The sequence below is a fragment of the Streptomyces sp. NBC_01410 genome (assembly GCF_045040195.1).
GTDB lineage: Bacteria > Actinomycetota > Actinomycetes > Streptomycetales > Streptomycetaceae > Streptomyces.
In genome coordinates, this window is record NZ_CP109530.1 from 7,555,185 (window position 1) to 7,571,687 (window position 16,503).

Below are 16,503 nucleotides of genomic sequence, written 5' to 3' on the forward strand. Positions count from 1 at the left end.
TGGACTCCGAAGAGAGGAAGAACAGGGAGGGTGAGAATGCTGGTGACGTGGGGGGAGTCGCTCGCCGGGGCGGCTACGAGCACAAGGTGTCAGGCGTAGCCACCCTGGAGCAACACTTGTATCTACAGGTTGCTAAGTGTTCATCTGGACGTCGCGAACAGGTTGTCGGGGGCGCGGGAGCGTCGACCCGGCGCCGCGTGGCGCCGGCGCTCTCACCGTCATCGCACCGTCGGCAGGACGGCCTGGCGGGGAGCCGCCGAGCGGCGGGCGGCCTCGACCGCGGCGTCGATCGCGTCAAGCGGGTAGGCGCCCGTGACCAGGTCGGCGAACGGATGGCTGCGATGGTGCCCGGACAGGAACGTTACGGCTGCCTGTAGGTCGGCGGGCCGGTAGTTGTGCACCCCTGTGACCGTGCGCAGCCCGCGCACCATCCATTCGGGGTCGATGGGGACGGAACCCGCCGGAGAGACGGAGCCCGCCAGCACGGCGGTGCCGCCGGTGTCGAGGGCGGCGAGGCAGGTCCGCACCGCCTCCGTGCGGCCGGAGAGTTCCAGGGCGGCGTCGACGGTGTCCGGTGGTTCGTGGACGTCCTGGACGTGTGCGGCGCCGAACTGTTCGGCCTGCGTCCGCCGGGCGGGGGACGGGTCGACCGCGGTCACGTGCGCGCCGGCCCGGGCGGCCATGGCCACCGCGGTGAGGCCCAGCATGCCCGCCCCGGTGACCAGGACCCGGCGCCCGTCGAGGGGGCCGACGGCCTGGACGGCGGCGGCGACGGTGGCCGTGGCGCAGGAGGCAGGGCCGGCCACCGCGTCCGGCAGGCCGTCGGGTACGGCGACGACGGCCGTGCCCGGCAACAACACGCAATGGGTGGCGAACCCACCGGTCAGCGGGGCGCGTTCGTCGAGGGGCTCATGACCGTACTTGCGCAGGTGCCGGCACTTCTGGGGCGCGCCGCGTCGGCAGCGGTCGCAGCTTCCGCAAGAGGCCGTGACCGACCAGACCACACGCAGGCCGGGCACCAGCGGGGTGCCGTCCACGCACGCCGGGGCGTCGGAGCCGACGGCAACGACGGTGCCCACCTGTTCGTGTCCCAGCACCGAGGGGGTCGGCGAGGGCCTGCGTCCGCTCACCGTGTGCAGATCGCTCCCGCACACGGTGGCCAGATCGATGCGTACCAGTACCTCTCCGGCGCCGGGTCGTCCCGGTGTGGTGGCGCGGACCAGCGAGAACGGCAGGCCGACGCCGTCCCACCGGGCATAGCGGACGTCAATGAAGTCTTCCAGGGGCATCGGCACCACACGCCTAACCTGTCACTGTTGCAGTCAATGGATCACCAACATATATATACAAGATCCGGGTGAGGGAGCGAGAGGTGTCGTGGGGGTGCGGAACATTGGGTGAACAACTGGCGTGCACGCAACCGGGAATGCCCCGTCGGCCGTGCCGAGCGGCCTAGTGGCCGCAGTCCAGACCTGTAAGGTCAAGTCCATGGCCACCCCACTGCACCGCTCCATCGCGGGCGAGCTCCGCCATCGCATTCGCTCCGGAGCCCTCCCGGTCGGCGAGTTCCTGCCGTCCGAGGCTCAGCTGTGCGAAGAGTTCTCTGCATCACGTGGCCCGGTCCGCCAAGCACTCGCCGCACTACGGGACGAGGGGCTCATCGGCGGTGGGCAGGGCAAGCGGGCCGCGGTGCTGGACGCCGTGCCGAGCCAGCCGTTCGAGTCCTTCCTGTCCTTCACCCGGCGCGCGGAACTGACCGGCTACACACCGGGCCAGAGGCTCCAGGAGATCGCGCTGCGCCGCCCGGAGCCGGAGATCGGCGCGGCCCTTCAGGTCGACCCCGACGACCTCGCCGTTCAGCTCATCCGGCTGAGGCTGCTCGACGGGCGGCCGGCGATGCTGGAGCGGATGACGTACGTCGAAGCCGTGGGCCGCCCGCTGATCTCCGCGGACCTGGACTCCGGCTCGATCTACGCCCTGCTCACCGAGCAGGGCGTAGACCTGCACTCGGCCCGGCATACCTTCGACGCCATCCCTGCCGATCCGCTCGACGCCAAGCTCCTCGAAGTTCCCGAGGGCACACCGCTGTTGCGGGAGCGGCGCCTGACGACCGACTCCCACGGCACGCCCATCGAGTGGTCCGACGACCGCTACCGCTCGGACGTCGCGACGGTGACCGTGACCAATACGCGAAGCTCCCGCACCGCCATGCTCTGACGCTCAGACGATCACCGGCCGCCTCAGAGAGGCGCCAGGCGCTGGCTGAGGCTGAGCACGTGGTGGACCGTCCGAGGGTCGGTGCTCCCGCGGAAGGCGGGGACGGGGCGAACCTGGGGTCCGATGAGCAAGCCGGTCTGCCCGTCGAGCGAGGCATCGGTGGCGGCGAAGACGGACGGCCGGGCGGCCACCGACGCGGGGCCGGCGGTGGAGCGTTCGAAGGTCCGCCGGACCAGCGGCCACAACAACCGCAGCCCGGGCGAGACGATCCTCGGTGAAGTCATGGTGCCGTTGGTCATGTCGGTCGCCGCACCGCCGGGGTCGGCCGCGAAGACGGCGACGCCGCTGCCGCGCAGGCGCTGCGCCAGATCCAGGGAGTAGGCGAGGTTGGCGAGCTTGGCGCGGCCGTACCAGTGGAAGCCGTAGTAGCCGCCCGGTGGTTCGACGGCGTCGAAGGTGCGCTTGGCGACCCTGATCGCGCCGGAGCTGACGTTCACGATCCGGCTCGGCCCGCCGGCCCGGAGCTGATCGAGCAGCAACTCGGTCAGCAGGTACGGCGAGAGGTGGTTGACGGCGAACGTCGCCTCGATGCCGTCGACGGTCTGCTGCCGGTCCGCGAACATCGCGCCCACGTTGTTGACCAGGACCTTGAGCGGCCCCTCGGCCGCCAGTCGGGCGCCAAGTGCTCGTACGTCGCCGAGCGACGCGAGGTCGGCCGCCACGAACCGCGGATCGCCTCCGGTCGCGACCGTCGCGATGCGCTCGACCGCGCGCTCGCCGCGCGCGGCGTTGCGGCCGACCACGGTGACGGCGAGCCCGTGCGCCGCCAGTCCCATCGCGGTCTCCAGGCCGATTCCCCCGGTTCCCGCCGTTACCACTGCCCGCTGTTCCACGGCTCTGCCCTCCGTCGCTCCGCTTGACAGAATCGGATAGGTATCCGTTTCTGTGAGGGCACGCTAGCACAACCGGATAGTCATCCGGTTAGGGTGAAGGTGAGGGCGACCGGTGCCTTGGGGCCCGGTTGCCGGCCGAGGTCAGCGCGGGGGGCGCAGGCCCTCAAGGAGGACACCGAGGTAGACCTCGGTGCGGGCCGAGTCAACGGCGCCGGAGCGCAGGGCGTGCTCGATACCGCAGAGCAGACGGCGCACGTCGTCGGCCTCGATGTCGCGCCGGATGGCGCCGATCCCGCGGGCGCGGTCAAGCAGGTGCGCGACAGCCAGGTCGAGCTCGGCCTTGAGTGCCGAGGTCTGCTCCTCGGTATCGCTGGCGGATTCGAGCACGGCGGCGAATCCGCTGTCGTCCAGCGCGCGCGCGAGGGTGAACCGCAGCAGGCGGTGCAGCCCACCAAGGGCGTCCTCGTCGGCGGCAGCGGCCTGGGCCTCGGCCACCAGCTCTCGGAAGCGCTCGGCCGACAGCGCCTCCCGCAGCGCGTGGCGGTTGGGGAAGTGCCGGTAGACGGTTCCCACGCCCACGCCGGCGAGCCGGGCGATGGCGTTCAGCTGAAGCGAGTCGTCACCGGCGGCCAACTGCTCGCGGGCGACCTGCAACACCCGGGCGCGGTTGCGTGCGGCATCCGTCCGCAGCGTCGGCCCCTGCTCGCCCTTCAGTGTCACGGGCCCAGCATAGAGGGCCGCTGACCGCGGCCCGATGAGAAGATCTTGGAATCGAGAGCCAAAAATTTCGGGCGGTGATGTCGAGAACCCGTGGCCGGCTCCGTCCCCGCAGTGAACGCGACCACAATGGGTCGCACCAGCACCGAGGAGAACACCATGGCCAAGTACCTGCTGCTCAAGCACTACCGCGGCGCCCCGGCTTCGGTCAACGACGTGCCCATGGACCAGTGGACGCCGGAGGAGATCTCGGCCCATATCCAGTACATGAACGACTTCGCGGCCCGGCTCGAGAAGACCGGTGAGTTCGTCGACGGTCAGGCGCTCGCCCCCGAGGGGACGTTCGTACGGTACGACGGCGAGGGCCGCCCGCCGGTCACCGACGGTCCGTTCGCCGAGACCAAGGACCTCATCGCCGGCTGGATGGTGATCGACGTCGACAGCTACGAGCGCGCCGTCGAGCTGGCCGGGGACCTGTCGGCCGCCCCTGGGGCGGGCGGGAAGCCGATCCACGAGTGGCTCGAGCTGCGCCCGTTCCTGGCCGCGCCGCCCACCATCACGGAGTGACCTCTGAAGTGGACGATGTCCTGCTCCGGAACCTCACGCCGAGCGTGCTCGGGATCCTCGTCCGCCGCGGAGCCGACTTCGCGGCGGCCGAGGACGCCGTGCAGGACGCGCTGGTCGAGGCGGTCCGCGGCTGGCCGGCCGACCAGCCGCGGGACCCGAAGGGCTGGCTGGTCACCGTGGCCTGGCGCAAGTTCCTCGACGCGACCCGCGCGGACACCGCCCGCCGCCGGCGTGAGGACCTCGTCGACGAGGAGCCGGCGCCCGGGCCCGCGCCCGCGGTGGACGACACACTCCAGCTCTACTTCCTGTGCGCCCACCCGTCGCTGACGCCGTCGTCCGCGGTCGCGCTCACTCTGCGCGCCGTCGGCGGGCTGACCACCCGCCAGATCGCCCAGGCCTACCTGGTGCCCGAGGCGACCATGGCGCAGCGCATCAGCCGGGCCAAGCGCACCGTCTCCGGCGTGCGGTTCGACCAGCCCGGCGACGTCGCCACCGTGCTGCGCGTCCTCTACCTGGTCTTCAACGAGGGCTACTCCGGCGACGTCGACCTCGCCGCCGAGGCCATCCGGCTCACCCGGCAGCTCGCGGCCGCGATCGACCACCCCGAGGTGGCGGGGCTGCTCGCCCTCATGCTGCTCCACCACGCCCGGCGCGCCGCTCGGACCGCGCCCGACGGCAGCCTGGTGCCGCTCGCCGAGCAGGACCGCGGCCGTTGGGACACGGAGTTGATCGCCGAGGGTATCGAGATCCTGCAGGCGGCCCTCGCCCGCGACCGGCTGGGCGAATTCCAGGCGCAGGCCGCCATCGCGGCACTCCACGCCGACGCGCCCACCGCCGAGGAGACCGACTGGGTGCAGATCGTCGAGTGGTACGACGAGCTCGCGCGCCTGACCGACAGCCCGGTCGTCCGGCTCAACCGCGCGGTGGCCGTCGGCCAGGCCGACGGACCGCGCGCCGGCCTGGCGGCGCTCGCGGCGCTGGACGACTCCCTGCCCCGCCACGCCGCGGTGGCGGCGTACCTCCATGAGCGCGATGGCGACCTGACGACGGCGGCACGGCTGTACGCCGAGGCGGCCCAACAGGCACCCAATCTCGCCGAGCGCGACCACCTGACGCGCCAGGCCGCCCGGCTCAACGCCCGCCGGTCTCACTGACGGGTCGCCCTGGGGCCTCGCGCTCGGCCTCGTCGGAGGTGGCGGTGAGCTGGTAGGCGGTGTGGCGGCCATAGCGGGCCATGCCGGCGGCGAACTTGGCTGGATTTGCCTGTGCCGGGGAGCGAGGTCGGCGTTCCCGCGGTGGCGGACGACGAGGCCAACCTCGGAGTCGACGGCGGTCTTCCCTTGCAGCGGCCCGCGCGTTCGCCTCCCGGTACCCCCTGATCACCCCCTGATGATCCGTCAGATCAGGTGGTGGATACCGAAGAGGGGATGGCTCGGATGTCGTCGTTCGTCCAGATAAACCCCGTACGGAGCAAGGTCACTTCATCGAGGTAATGCCCACGCTCTCATGGGGTGACCAGGGCATATCGGCCGTTACTGTTCACCGGGATCTGGACGGATGCCCAGAGCTTGACCCTCCTTTTCCTCTTCACCGGTTGGCGTGCGCGTACGCCGATCGCCCGCCTTGCGAAGGAGAGTTCGCCCGATGACCGTTGAGACCGGCCCGGAAGCACAGCTGGAGCCGCCCCGGCAGTCCAGCCTGAGCACCGCGGCTGCCCGCAACCTTGCCACCACGACCAAGTCCGCTCCGCAGATGCAGGAGATCACCTCTCGCTGGCTGCTGCGGATGCTCCCCTGGGTGGAGACCAAGGGCGGTGTCTACCGGGTGAACCGCCGGCTGAGCTACACCGTCGGCGACGGGCGCATCGAGTTCGTCCAGGACGGTGCCGAGGTCCGGGTGATCCCCCGCGAGCTGGGCGAACTGGCCCTGCTGCGCGGTTTCGAAGACGTGGAGGTGCTGACCGCGATCGCCGGCCGGTGCGTCCAGCGGGACTTTCGCGCCGGCGAGGTGTTGGCCGAGCGCGGTACCCCCGCCGAGCAGATCCATCTGATCGCCCACGGCCGGATCAACCAGACCTCCGTCGGCAAGTACGGCGACGAGGCGGCGGTCGCCGTACTCGCCGACGGCGACCGGTTCGGTGAGAACGCCCTTCTGGACGCCGACGCCAGTTGGGACTACACCGCCACCGCCGAGACCTCGGGCACCCTGCTCACCCTGTCCCGCGCCGACTTCGCAGCCGTGCTGTCCTCGGCGCCGAGCCTCCAAGCCCACATCCGGCAGTTCAGCTCGCTTCCCCTGCAGCGGCAGAACCGTCACGGCGAGGCCGAGATCGCGATGTCGGCCGGCCACACCGGCGAAGTCGAGCTGCCGGGCGCCTTCGTCGACTACGAGCTCAAGCCGCGCGAGTACGAACTCTCCGTCGCCCAGACCGTTCTGCGGGTCCACACGAGGGTCACCGATCTCTACAACGGGCCGATGAACCAGACCGAGGAGCAACTCAGGCTCACCGTCGAGGCGCTGCGCGAGCGCCAGGAGCACGAGCTGATCAACAACCGGGAGTTCGGCCTGCTCCACAACGCCGACTTCAAGCAGCGGATCCAGACCCACTCCGGCCCGCCCACCCCGGACGACCTCGACGGGCTGCTCTGCCGCCGCCGCGGCACCAGGCTCTTCCTCGCTCACCCCAGGACGATCGCCGCGATCGGGCGTGAGTTCAACGCCCGCGGGCTCTGTCCGGGCCACGTCGACCTCGGCGGGCAGCAGGTCCCGGCCTGGCGCGGGGTCCCGATCCTGCCCTGCAACAAGATCCCCATCAGTAAGGAGGGCACCAGCTCGATCCTCGCCATGCGAACCGGCGAGGACAACCAGGGCGTCATCGGTCTGCGTCAGACCGGCCTGCCGGAGGAGTACGAGCCGGGCCTGTCGGTGCGCTTCATGGGCGTCAGCGAGCAGGCGATCATCTCGTACCTGGTCACCACCTACTACTCCGCCGCCATCCTGGTGCCCAACGCGCTCGGCGTGCTGGAAAACGTACAGATCGCCCGCAGGCGCGACTAGCGGCCCCTTCCCACGGCCATGACAGCCCGCACGTTCCCGGGCCGGGCGAGCACGCCCGCGTTCGGGACGGCCCACCCACCTCACCAAGGAGCTACGGATGCCCGATCCTGGGCTTTCCCCTCTGCAGTCGAGCCTGCCTGACGCTGCGGCCCGCTTCGGGACGCAACTCCTCACGAATGCCACCGGCGCCCTGGCCGCCCTGCCCGCTCTGCCCTCCGTTCCCCTCCCTGCCGCAGGGGCCGTGCCCGAAGACGAGTCCGTACCCGACGACGGCCCGGGCGGCGACGGCGCTGCCGAGGCGAGGCAACCGAGCCCGGCCCTGGACCGGATCCTGCGCGGCCCCACCGGTCTCGGCACGTCGGGTCTGTACCTGGGCCTGCGCGAGGAGGCGCCGGCGCTTCCGGCCTCCGAGGCACCGGCGGAGGGCACACCGATCCCGGGCCTCTACTACCACCCGGTGCCGGAGCCCGATCCGGCGCGGGTGGAGGAGGTCTGTCGCAGGATCAAGGACTGGGCGGTGGACGAGGTCGAGCTGTACCCCGAGGAGTGGGAGGGCCAGTTCGACGGCTTCTCCGTCGGGCGCTACATGGTTGCCTGCCATCCGGACGCTCCGACCGTCGACCACCTGATGATCGCTACGCGACTGATGGTCGCCGAGAACGCGGTCGACGACTACTACTGCGAGGACCACGGGGGTTCGCCCATCGGCCTCGGTGGACGCCTTCTTCTGGCGCACACCGCTCTCGATCCCCTGCACGCGACGAAGGAATACCAGCCGCAGTGGGCGGAGTCGCTCCACGCCGACGCCCCGCGGCGCGCCTACCGCTCAGCCATGGAGTACTTCGTCCAACACTCCACCCCTTCCCAGGCCGACCGGTTCCGGCACGACATGGCCCGTCTGCACCTCGGGTACCTCGCGGAGGCCGCCTGGGCACAGACGGACCACACGCCCGAGGTGTGGGAGTACCTGGTGATGCGGCAGTTCAACAACTTCCGGCCCTGCCCCACCATCACCGACACAGTCGGCGGCTACGAACTGCCGACGGACCTGCATGCCCAGCTCGCCATGCAGCGTGTTCTCGCGCTCGCCGGGAACGCCAGCACCATCGTCAACGACCTGTACTCGTACACCAAGGAACTCGCCGCCCCCGGCCGGCACCTGAACCTGCCCGTGGTGATCGCCGAACGTGAGGGCATCGCCGACCGGGAGGCCTATCTGAAGGCGGTCGAGGTCCACAACGACCTCATGCACGACTTCGAAGCCGAAGCCGCCGCTCTGGCCGCCGCCTGTCCCGTCCCGAGCGTGCTGCGCTTCCTGCGGGGAGTGGCTGTGTGGGTCGACGGCAACCACTACTGGCACCAGACCAACACCTATCGATACAGCCTGCCCGATTTCTGGTAAGAAATGGACTCATCTGTGACCAGCACCGAGCTCACCGTCAACGGCACCTCCGCGTTCATTCCCGCCCCGGCGTCGCCCTACCAGGGTGACATCGCCCGTTACTGGGATCACGAGGCCAGGCCCGTGAACCTGCGTCTCGGAGACGTCGACGGGCTTTACCACCACCACTACGGCATCGGCGACGTCGACCACGCCGCCCTCGGGGACGCATGTGACAGCGAGTACGAGAAGAAGCTGATCGCCGAACTCCACCGCCTTGAGTCGGCGCAGGCCGAAGTCCTCCTGGACCACCTCGGCTCCATCGGGCGCGACGACACTCTCGTGGACGCCGGCTGCGGCCGGGGCGGTTCGATGGTCATGGCACACCAGCGGTTCGGGTGCAAGGTCGAGGGCGTCACCCTCTCGGCCAAGCAGGCCGATTTCGCGAACCACCGCGCCCATGAACTCGGCATCGAGGACCATGTTCACGCCCGCGTATGCAACATGCTCGACATGCCCTTCAAGACGGGGCAGGCAGCGGCCTCGTGGAACAACGAGTCGAGTATGTACGTCGACCTGCACGACCTCTTTGCCGAGCACTCCCGCATCCTCGCGGTCGGCGGCCGCTATGTGACCATCACCGGCTGCTGGAACCCGCGCTACGGACAGCCCTCGAAGTGGGTCTCCCAGATCAACGCGCACTTCGAGTGCAACATCCACTCCCGCCGGGAATACCTGCGCGCCATGGCCGACAACCGTCTCGTACCGCAGACCGTCATCGACCTGACCGCTGCGACCCTCCCGTACTGGGAGCTGCGGGCCACTTCTACTCTGGTCACCGGCATCGAAGAGGCGTTCATCAACTCCTATAAGGACGGCTCCTTCCAGTACCTCCTGATTGCGGCCGACCGCATCTGACCGACCGCCGGCTGAAGGGGCAGGGCTCGTCAGCCGGCCCCTCTGCCTGTCGAGCAGCGGGAGGGAACGTATGGTGCGTGCCCTCCCGCCCCCGGCTACGCGGTTCTGGCCCGCCGGACGAGACCGGCCACCACATCCAGGACGAGGAACCCGGCCAGGGTGACCCCGAGGACCGGCAGCGCCCAGCCCAGAGCGGCGACGGCCGGTATGCCGAGGATCAGTACGGGAAGCGGCAGCCGGCGCCAGACACCGCGGGCCGGGGCCTTGCCGAGTACGGCGCTCCGGTCGTCGCGGGTCGGACGGCGCTGCCACCACATCCCGTAGCCCCAGATGCTCATGGCGGTCAGACCCAGCGCGACGACAGCAAGCACGATCTGGTTGACGATCCCGAAGAGCACACCCATGTGCCCCTGCACACCGAGCTTGCTGAGCTTGGCCAGGAGCGGATAGTCCGCCCACCGGCTGTGCGACGTGACCTCGGCCTTCTCGGAATCCACGGCGACCTGGTCGTAGTGCACCGGCCACACGTTGTCCTTCTGCGCCACGACCCATGCGCCGGAGCTGTCGGCGGGAGGCGTGACCTCCACCCTGCCGCCCAGTCCGGCGTCCCGAGCCACGGCCAGGGCCGCGTCGAAGTCGGCCGGATCCGCCGCGGCGGACTCCCCGGCGGCGCCGTGCCCGGCGTGCTCCCCGCCCTCTTCCCCGGCGGGCGGCTCAGCGCCGGGAAGAGTGGTGTCCAGCTCCGGCGCGTGGCCCTTGGCCGCGTCCAGCAACTGCCCGAACCGCTCACCCGCATAGTGGGACCAGGTCAGGCCGGTGGCGCTCAGGAAGAGCAGACCGAGGGCCAGCCAGACACCCGTGGCCGCGTGCCAGCTGCGGGTGCGGCGCACGCCCCGCGCGGAACGGTCGGGCAGCAGAACGCCGCGTGCCGACTTGGCCCGCTGCCCCCGGCTGCGTCCGAGCCAGAGCACAAGACCGCCCGCGACGATCACCCAGAGCCAGCTCGCGGCGACCTCCGAGTAGAGGCGGCCGGTCTCGCCCAGGTGCAGATTGCGGTGGAGATCGTCGAGCCAGGTGGTGAGCGGTGTCGAGCCCCACGATGTGGTCAGTTCGCCCCGCACCTCGGCGGTGTACGGGTCGACGAACACCGTGCGCTGCTTCTCGCCGAGTTCCGGCACGGACAGCACCACCCGCGTGGTGTCCTCCGGCCCGGGCGGGGTGATGACGGAGGCCAGGCTGCCCTCCGGGTGGGCGGCCCGGGCCGCTGCTATCTGCTCCGTCAGCGGACGCGGCTTGTCGCCCACCTGCTCGACGCGCAGCTGGTCGCCGTAGACCAGCTGGTCGAGCTGCGGTGTGAAGGTGTAGGCCAGCCCGGTCAGGGCGGCCACCAGCAGGAAGGGGGCGACGAACACGCCGGCGTAGAAGTGCAGCCGGACCAGCAGGGCCCGTACGCCCTGCCAGGACCGACCCGGTCCGCGTTCCGGCGCGGGGGTGGCGGGGTCGGCCACGGCGACTGCGGTCGCCGCCTCAGCGGGTGAAGCGTCGGATGGTTCGCGGTCGTTGTGTGGTGATTCTTCGGCTATGGAAGACATGCGCATTCCTCAAGGGGCAGCATCGGCCGGACGGGCCGGGATGCAGGCGAAGTCGGTGAAGAGATTCCGCCGGGGTGGCGGTGTGACGTGATGACAGCCCCGGCCCGGCTCCGCCCGTACGCATGCCTCATGGGCGCCTGTGCACAGCCGGCGCGAGAGAACGGCGAGAGCGGCCCGTCAGGCCGGGGCCGCTGGGGGTGGGCCCCGTCTGGGCAGCGAACGGGCGAGCAGCACGCCGAACCGGGGATGCCCAACCGCCGTGGGCAGTGGTCGAAGACGCGGCGTGACAGGAAGGGACAGGGGAGAGCGGAAGCAGATGTCCGGCACGACCAGGGCGGCCAGCCGCCGCAGGACACGCTCTCCGTAGATGACACAGATAGCCGTACCGAGCGTGGCGACCGCGTGCGCCACTGTCATGGCGGGGGTCATGGGAAGCCCGGCGCCGGTGCCCGCCATGTCCGCCTCGGCCATGCCCATGTGCCGGCCGGTCATGTGCCCGGGCATGTGGTGTGCCGCGTGGCCCGCGGGCATCGAGCGTGAGCCGCCGTCCGGCATCGAGAGGTGGTGGAGCGCCAGGTGGAGGGAGAACTGAGTCCCGCCCAGCACCAGCGCCGTCACGTCGAAGCGGCGCCGACCGCCACCGAAGAGCAGCGTGCCCTGGACGGCCAGAGCGGCGAAGAGAAGACCCAACGCGCCCGCGCCCGGCAGCTTGCCACCCGCTGAGACATGGCTCAAAGCACCCAGGAGCAGACATGCGGAAGCACCGAGCAGACCCCTCCCGGCCCGCCCCACCCACCCTCCCGGTCTGCGCACCGGCACAACCTATCCAGCGATCATGCGGGGTGAGCAGGTGGCAGCGAGGGCTCCCCGGGGTTGCGGGAAGGGCCGCTGTCTTCCTGACGGACAGTCACTACTGCGACTGGGGACGGCTGTTGAGCACTATGAATGAGCGCGCACGTTCGCGTACGGAGGTGAGTGCCATCCCCTCGCGTGAGGTGAATCACACGGACCCGAACATCGCCGTGCCGCAGGAGAAGCAATGGGCGAACAGGGCCGTCGCCACCACCGGCCCGGCGGCAACTCCAGGCGCCCGGACAGCGGTTCCCCACTGGAGCCCGGGAAGAGAACGTCTCTCTTGTTCATGCGGATCAGTGCGATGAAGGGCGCCGGACGTCACATGTAACGTTCGCCGCTCTCTCCGTCTCTGAGTGCGATGTGGCCAAGACGTCGAGGCCATCGCCGACATGTGCCTCGGCGCCACGTCCGGCCACCGGTCCGGCGTGAACACCAACAGAAACGGAAATCCTCATGAGCCGAACCAAGCGCCCCGTCCTCTGGATCACCACCGTGGTGGTCGCACTTGCGGCGGCCGTCGGGCTCTACCTCTTTCAGCCCTGGCGGCTGTTCACCACGGTCCGCGTGGATGAGGCGGCTCCCGTGGCCGCCAACCAGCCGGGGGCCGCGGCCAAGCAGTTGGCGATCGGTACGTTCATCTCCCACGAGCACGAGACCAGCGGCTCGGTGGAGATCCAGCAGCTCGGAGACGGGAAGACGACGCTGCGCCTGACCGACCTGCGTACGTCCGACGGCCCGGCCCTGCATGTGTGGCTCAGCGACCAGACGGTCAAGCAGGACGGCGGCGGCAACCTCGACGACGGCAAGCACGTCGACCTCGGCAGCCTCAAGGGCAACGAGGGCAACCAGAATTACGCGATCCCGGCAGGCACCGACCTGAACAAGTTCTCCACGGTGACGATCTGGTGTGAGCGCTTCAGCGTGTCGTTCGGCGCGGCCGAGCTGAAGCAGCGCGCCTGACGGCCAGGCCGACGCGGGAAAACTGGAGCGGGTGGCGTCGCCACCCGCTCCACGGCTTTCCAGGTCCTGTCCGCCCGACTTTCTAGGACACCAGGATGGGGATGAGCAGGGCCACGCAAGTGATCAGGCTCCACAGCGCGGGGGCCGCGCTCAGCGTCTGCTCGTGGCGCGCGGCCGCCCGGGCCGCGGTCGCCTCATTGCGGGTCAGGTGCCAGGGGCTGACCCGCTCCTCCAGCCGCTGGTACACCAGGCCGAGCACGGCGCCGTACGCGAGGTGGCCAACGAGGGAGGGGAAGGAAACGGCCAGCGCGGCTGCGCTCCACTGGCGTGTTGTGCCGAGCAGCAGGGGGAGGAGCGTCAGGTTGCCCAGGACCCACCAGAGGAAGCCGTAGGACACACCCCAACCGATCCCCGAGGCCGGGTCGAAGCTGCGACGGCGGAAGAAGACCGCGTAGGTGACGCCGACTGCCTGGGAGATCAGCAGGTGGATGACGACGCCCACGACCGCGGACTCCGAGCCGATCAGGGCGGCGACGACCGGCAGGAATCCCACGGCGACCATGACCCCGGTGAAGATCACGCCGCCGGCCAGCCCGGCGATGACGCCGTGCCAGATCGAGATCACCCGACCACCAACGAGGCGGCCCTCCAGGGCGTGCCGTACATCATCGGAGAACACCGCCCGGGACATGGCGCCCAGCCAGCAGGTGAGCAGGGCCGTACCGGCACCGAGCAACAGATAGCCGGGCAGCGACGCCACGGCGGTGCGCACCGCGGCCGGCGCCCACTCCAGCCCGCGGCCGTCCAGCGCAGGCGAGATCGTCACCGCCGCGAGCACCCACCAGGCGAAGCCGAAGGCGGCGCCGCGGATCAGGGCAGGGCCGCTGCCCTCGTGGGGGTCGCCGAAGATCACCGCGTAGGAGGCGCCGACCAGCGCCCCGACGATCAGCCCGTTCCAGCCGAGCCCGAGCACCGCGGCGGCGAGCAGCCCGGCGGCCGGCGCGCGCACCAGGAGACCGGGCCTGAACTGCCGCTCCCCGCCCGACAGGAGGGCGAGGACGGCGGCCGTGATCGCTCCGTAGGCCAGGTGGCCGAGCAGACTGGGGATCAGCGCTTGCGCCGTCGTCACGTCCCAGGCCACCCGCCTGCCCAGCAGGATCGGCAGCAGCGTCAACGGCCCGAGGAACCACCACAGCACGCCGTACGCGAGTCCCCAGAACAGCAGCTCGCGCTGCCGCGCCACGAGCACGCCGAAGACGCTCCCGATGATCGCCGCGATCAGCAGGTGGACGGCGAATCCCACGACGGGCGAGTCTGTTCTGACGATCGCCGCGACGGTCGGCAGGAACCCGATCACTGCCATCACCTGGCCGAAGACCAGCCCTCCTGCGAGGCCGGCGAGGGCTCCGAATCCAGCGTTACGCATGACGGTCATCCTTGGTCGAGAGGGCGATGTCCCTGGGGAAGACCAGGTCGAGAGTCCAGTCGGCGAGCACGCGCAACCGCTTTTCCACACTGGGCAGTTTGCTCAGGTAGACCGAGCGCCACAGGACCCAGGCGAGGAAGCCGGAGACCCGCCGCCCGCCGATCTCGCCGGCCGCCGTGCGGTGCCCGAGCGAGACCAGCACGCCGAGCCCGCCGAAGCGGAAGGGGACGGGACGGCGTCCGCCGAGGACCGCGGCGATGTTCCTCGCCGCTGCCTTGCCTTCGCGGATCGCGTGCTGAGCGGTCGGAGGGAAGACCCCGCCCGCCGGGTCGGGGATCCTCGCGCAGTCGCCCAGCGCCCACAGACCGGGCATGCCCGGTACCTGCATGGTGGGATCCACGACGAGAGGCGCCTGAGTGACCTGCTGCACCAGCGGGTTCGGCCGGTTGCCCGCCGTCCAGGCCAGGGTGCGGGTGGGGATGGTCTCGCCGGAGTCGAGCGTGATGTCCTCGGCGGTGGCCTTGCTCACGCGCGCGCCGAGGCGGAACTCGATGCCGCGACTGCGGAGTTTGCGCTGCGCGTAGAGGCCGAGGCTCGGCGACAGCTCCGGCAGCACCCGCTCACCCGCGTGCACGATCACGAATCTGGGCCGCAGCCCGTGCAGACGCGGATAGAAGTGGAGCACGTCATGCACCAGGTCGAACAGTTCGGCCACCAGTTCCGTCCCGGCGAATCCGCCGCCTGCCACCACGAACGTCAGCAGCCTGGCCTGCTCGGCCGGATCCGCCTCGAGGTCGGCCCGCTCCAGCGCGCTCAGCACCTGGTCGCGCAGCCTGGTGGCGTCCTCGACGGACTTCATCGGGAAGGCGTGCTCACCCACTCCCGGAAGGTCGAAGAAGTGCGGCACCGCGCCAACCGCCAGGACCAGTTCGTCGTACGGGACGCGGAGCATCCCTTCCTTGCCGGCGGAGATGTACGCGTTGCGCGTCTGCGTGTCGATCGAGACCACCCGCCCGTGCAGGAAGGAGGCATGGTTGAGCCCGGCACGCACCGGGGCGCTCACGTGCCTGGCCTCCACTGTGCTCGAGGCGACGCCGACCAGCAGCGGGGTGAACAGCAGGAAGTTCGAGTCGCTTATCAGCGTCACCTGGGCGTCGAGCCCGCGGGCGACGCGCCGGTCCAGTTCGCGCGCGGCCCCCACCCCGCCGAAACCACCACCGACGATCACCACGTGGGGTTTGGCCCGCGGGGGCGCCGGCCGAGGCGGGCGCCAGACCGAAAGGGCGTGGAAGGCGAGTCCGGCGGTCGCGCCGAACAGGGCGGCGCCGACGAGCTCGGGGAAGCGCGACACGGCCACCGCGATCGACCACGACGGCGTCCTCCCCTCCAGCGCGGGAGCCAGGGTGAGTGTCCAGGTCACCCAGTCCAGCAGGCCGATGAGCAGACCGACGGAAAAGGCCGAGCCGTTGCTCTGCCTGTGCTCGCCGAACAGAAGGCCGAGCACGGCTCCGAGCACCACCGTGTGCGCCGCCCACGGGATCCACGGCGGGTTCGTCACGACAGCCACGATCACGCCACCGGGCAGTCCGGCGATGATGCCGAACAAGAGTCTTCTGAGCAGAGTCATGGATGTCTCCGGTAGTCGCATGGCCCCCGCCCAGGGGAAGGGGGCGAAGGCCATGCGAGATTCATGGGGGGCTCCAGCGCCCGCTTCAGACGCTCAGTGCGGGCGCGCCCCAGGAGCGTTACAAGTCCCCCGGGCGGAAACGCGGCGGCGAGGATGAGAGGCACCCACGGAGGGCGTAGATGCCGACGGCGGGCATGCGCCGGCGGGCCCTCAGCCCGGAGATGGCAGGCGTGGTGAAGGCGAGGTGGTAGCGCAGCAGAGAACCCCTACGGGCGTGGCGAGTTGAGCCCTTG

14 protein-coding genes are annotated in these 16,503 nt (G+C 70.4%); 7 read left to right on the plus strand and 7 right to left on the minus strand.

The window, feature by feature from the left end; translation table 11 throughout:
- Positions 1-218: 218 nt before the first annotated feature.
- Positions 219-1,289 carry a zinc-binding dehydrogenase gene (locus OG741_RS34555; protein WP_405605934.1) on the minus strand — a complete coding sequence of 357 codons (1,071 nt, stop codon included), beginning with the start codon at positions 1,287-1,289 and terminating at the stop codon, positions 219-221.
- A 199-nt stretch (positions 1,290-1,488) separates the two neighbouring features.
- Between OG741_RS34555 and OG741_RS34560 the strand changes: the two genes are divergently transcribed.
- Entirely contained in the window at positions 1,489-2,217 is a 729-nt protein-coding gene (locus tag OG741_RS34560; RefSeq protein ID WP_405604254.1) for a GntR family transcriptional regulator, read from the plus strand.
- Positions 2,218-2,240: 23 nt separating this feature from the next.
- Here OG741_RS34560 and OG741_RS34565 read toward each other — a convergent pair whose 3' ends face one another.
- Positions 2,241-3,110, minus strand: a complete 870-nt coding sequence (locus tag OG741_RS34565; protein WP_405604256.1) for an SDR family NAD(P)-dependent oxidoreductase — start codon at positions 3,108-3,110, stop codon at positions 2,241-2,243.
- A 141-nt stretch (positions 3,111-3,251) separates the two neighbouring features.
- On the minus strand, positions 3,252-3,830 hold the full coding sequence (locus OG741_RS34570) for a TetR/AcrR family transcriptional regulator (RefSeq protein ID WP_405604258.1): 579 nt from the start codon (positions 3,828-3,830) through the stop codon (positions 3,252-3,254).
- A 156-nt stretch (positions 3,831-3,986) separates the two neighbouring features.
- Here OG741_RS34570 and OG741_RS34575 point away from each other — a divergent pair, with 156 nt between their 5' ends.
- From OG741_RS34575 to OG741_RS34595, 5 genes are all read left to right on the plus strand, one after another.
- Positions 3,987-4,394, plus strand: a complete 408-nt coding sequence (locus OG741_RS34575; protein WP_405605936.1) for a YciI family protein — start codon at positions 3,987-3,989, stop codon at positions 4,392-4,394.
- Positions 4,395-4,402: 8 nt separating this feature from the next.
- Positions 4,403-5,548 carry an RNA polymerase sigma factor gene (locus OG741_RS34580; protein ID WP_405605938.1) on the plus strand — a complete coding sequence of 382 codons (1,146 nt, stop codon included), beginning with the start codon at positions 4,403-4,405 and terminating at the stop codon, positions 5,546-5,548.
- Between the two features lie 490 nt (positions 5,549-6,038).
- A complete protein-coding gene (locus tag OG741_RS34585; RefSeq protein ID WP_405604260.1) occupies positions 6,039-7,451 on the plus strand; it encodes a family 2B encapsulin nanocompartment shell protein in 1,413 nt (470 codons plus the stop codon).
- A gap of 97 nt (positions 7,452-7,548) precedes the next feature.
- Positions 7,549-8,853 (plus strand): family 2 encapsulin nanocompartment cargo protein terpene cyclase, encoded by a 1,305-nt coding sequence (locus OG741_RS34590; RefSeq protein WP_405604262.1) that lies wholly within the window; start codon positions 7,549-7,551, stop codon positions 8,851-8,853.
- A gap of 15 nt (positions 8,854-8,868) precedes the next feature.
- A complete protein-coding gene (locus OG741_RS34595) occupies positions 8,869-9,750 on the plus strand; it encodes a geranyl diphosphate 2-C-methyltransferase (protein WP_405604264.1) in 882 nt (293 codons plus the stop codon).
- Positions 9,751-9,845: 95 nt separating this feature from the next.
- Here OG741_RS34595 and OG741_RS34600 read toward each other — a convergent pair whose 3' ends face one another.
- Together OG741_RS34600 and OG741_RS34605 are read right to left on the minus strand one after the other, a co-directional pair.
- On the minus strand, positions 9,846-11,342 hold the full coding sequence (locus OG741_RS34600; RefSeq protein WP_405604266.1) for a PepSY-associated TM helix domain-containing protein: 1,497 nt from the start codon (positions 11,340-11,342) through the stop codon (positions 9,846-9,848).
- A 177-nt stretch (positions 11,343-11,519) separates the two neighbouring features.
- Positions 11,520-12,077 carry a hypothetical protein gene (locus OG741_RS34605; RefSeq protein ID WP_405604268.1) on the minus strand — a complete coding sequence of 186 codons (558 nt, stop codon included), beginning with the start codon at positions 12,075-12,077 and terminating at the stop codon, positions 11,520-11,522.
- A 573-nt stretch (positions 12,078-12,650) separates the two neighbouring features.
- Between OG741_RS34605 and OG741_RS34610 the strand changes: the two genes are divergently transcribed.
- Positions 12,651-13,157 (plus strand): DM13 domain-containing protein, encoded by a 507-nt coding sequence (locus tag OG741_RS34610; RefSeq protein WP_405604270.1) that lies wholly within the window; start codon positions 12,651-12,653, stop codon positions 13,155-13,157.
- An 82-nt stretch (positions 13,158-13,239) separates the two neighbouring features.
- Here the strand turns inward: OG741_RS34610 and OG741_RS34615 are convergent, their stop codons facing one another.
- Positions 13,240-14,583, minus strand: a complete 1,344-nt coding sequence (locus tag OG741_RS34615) for a hypothetical protein (RefSeq protein ID WP_405604272.1) — start codon at positions 14,581-14,583, stop codon at positions 13,240-13,242.
- Positions 14,576-16,210 (minus strand): NAD(P)/FAD-dependent oxidoreductase, encoded by a 1,635-nt coding sequence (locus tag OG741_RS34620; protein ID WP_405604274.1) that lies wholly within the window; start codon positions 16,208-16,210, stop codon positions 14,576-14,578. The genes OG741_RS34615 and OG741_RS34620 overlap by 8 nt, the downstream gene beginning before the upstream one ends.
- Positions 16,211-16,503: the final 293 nt, after the last annotated feature.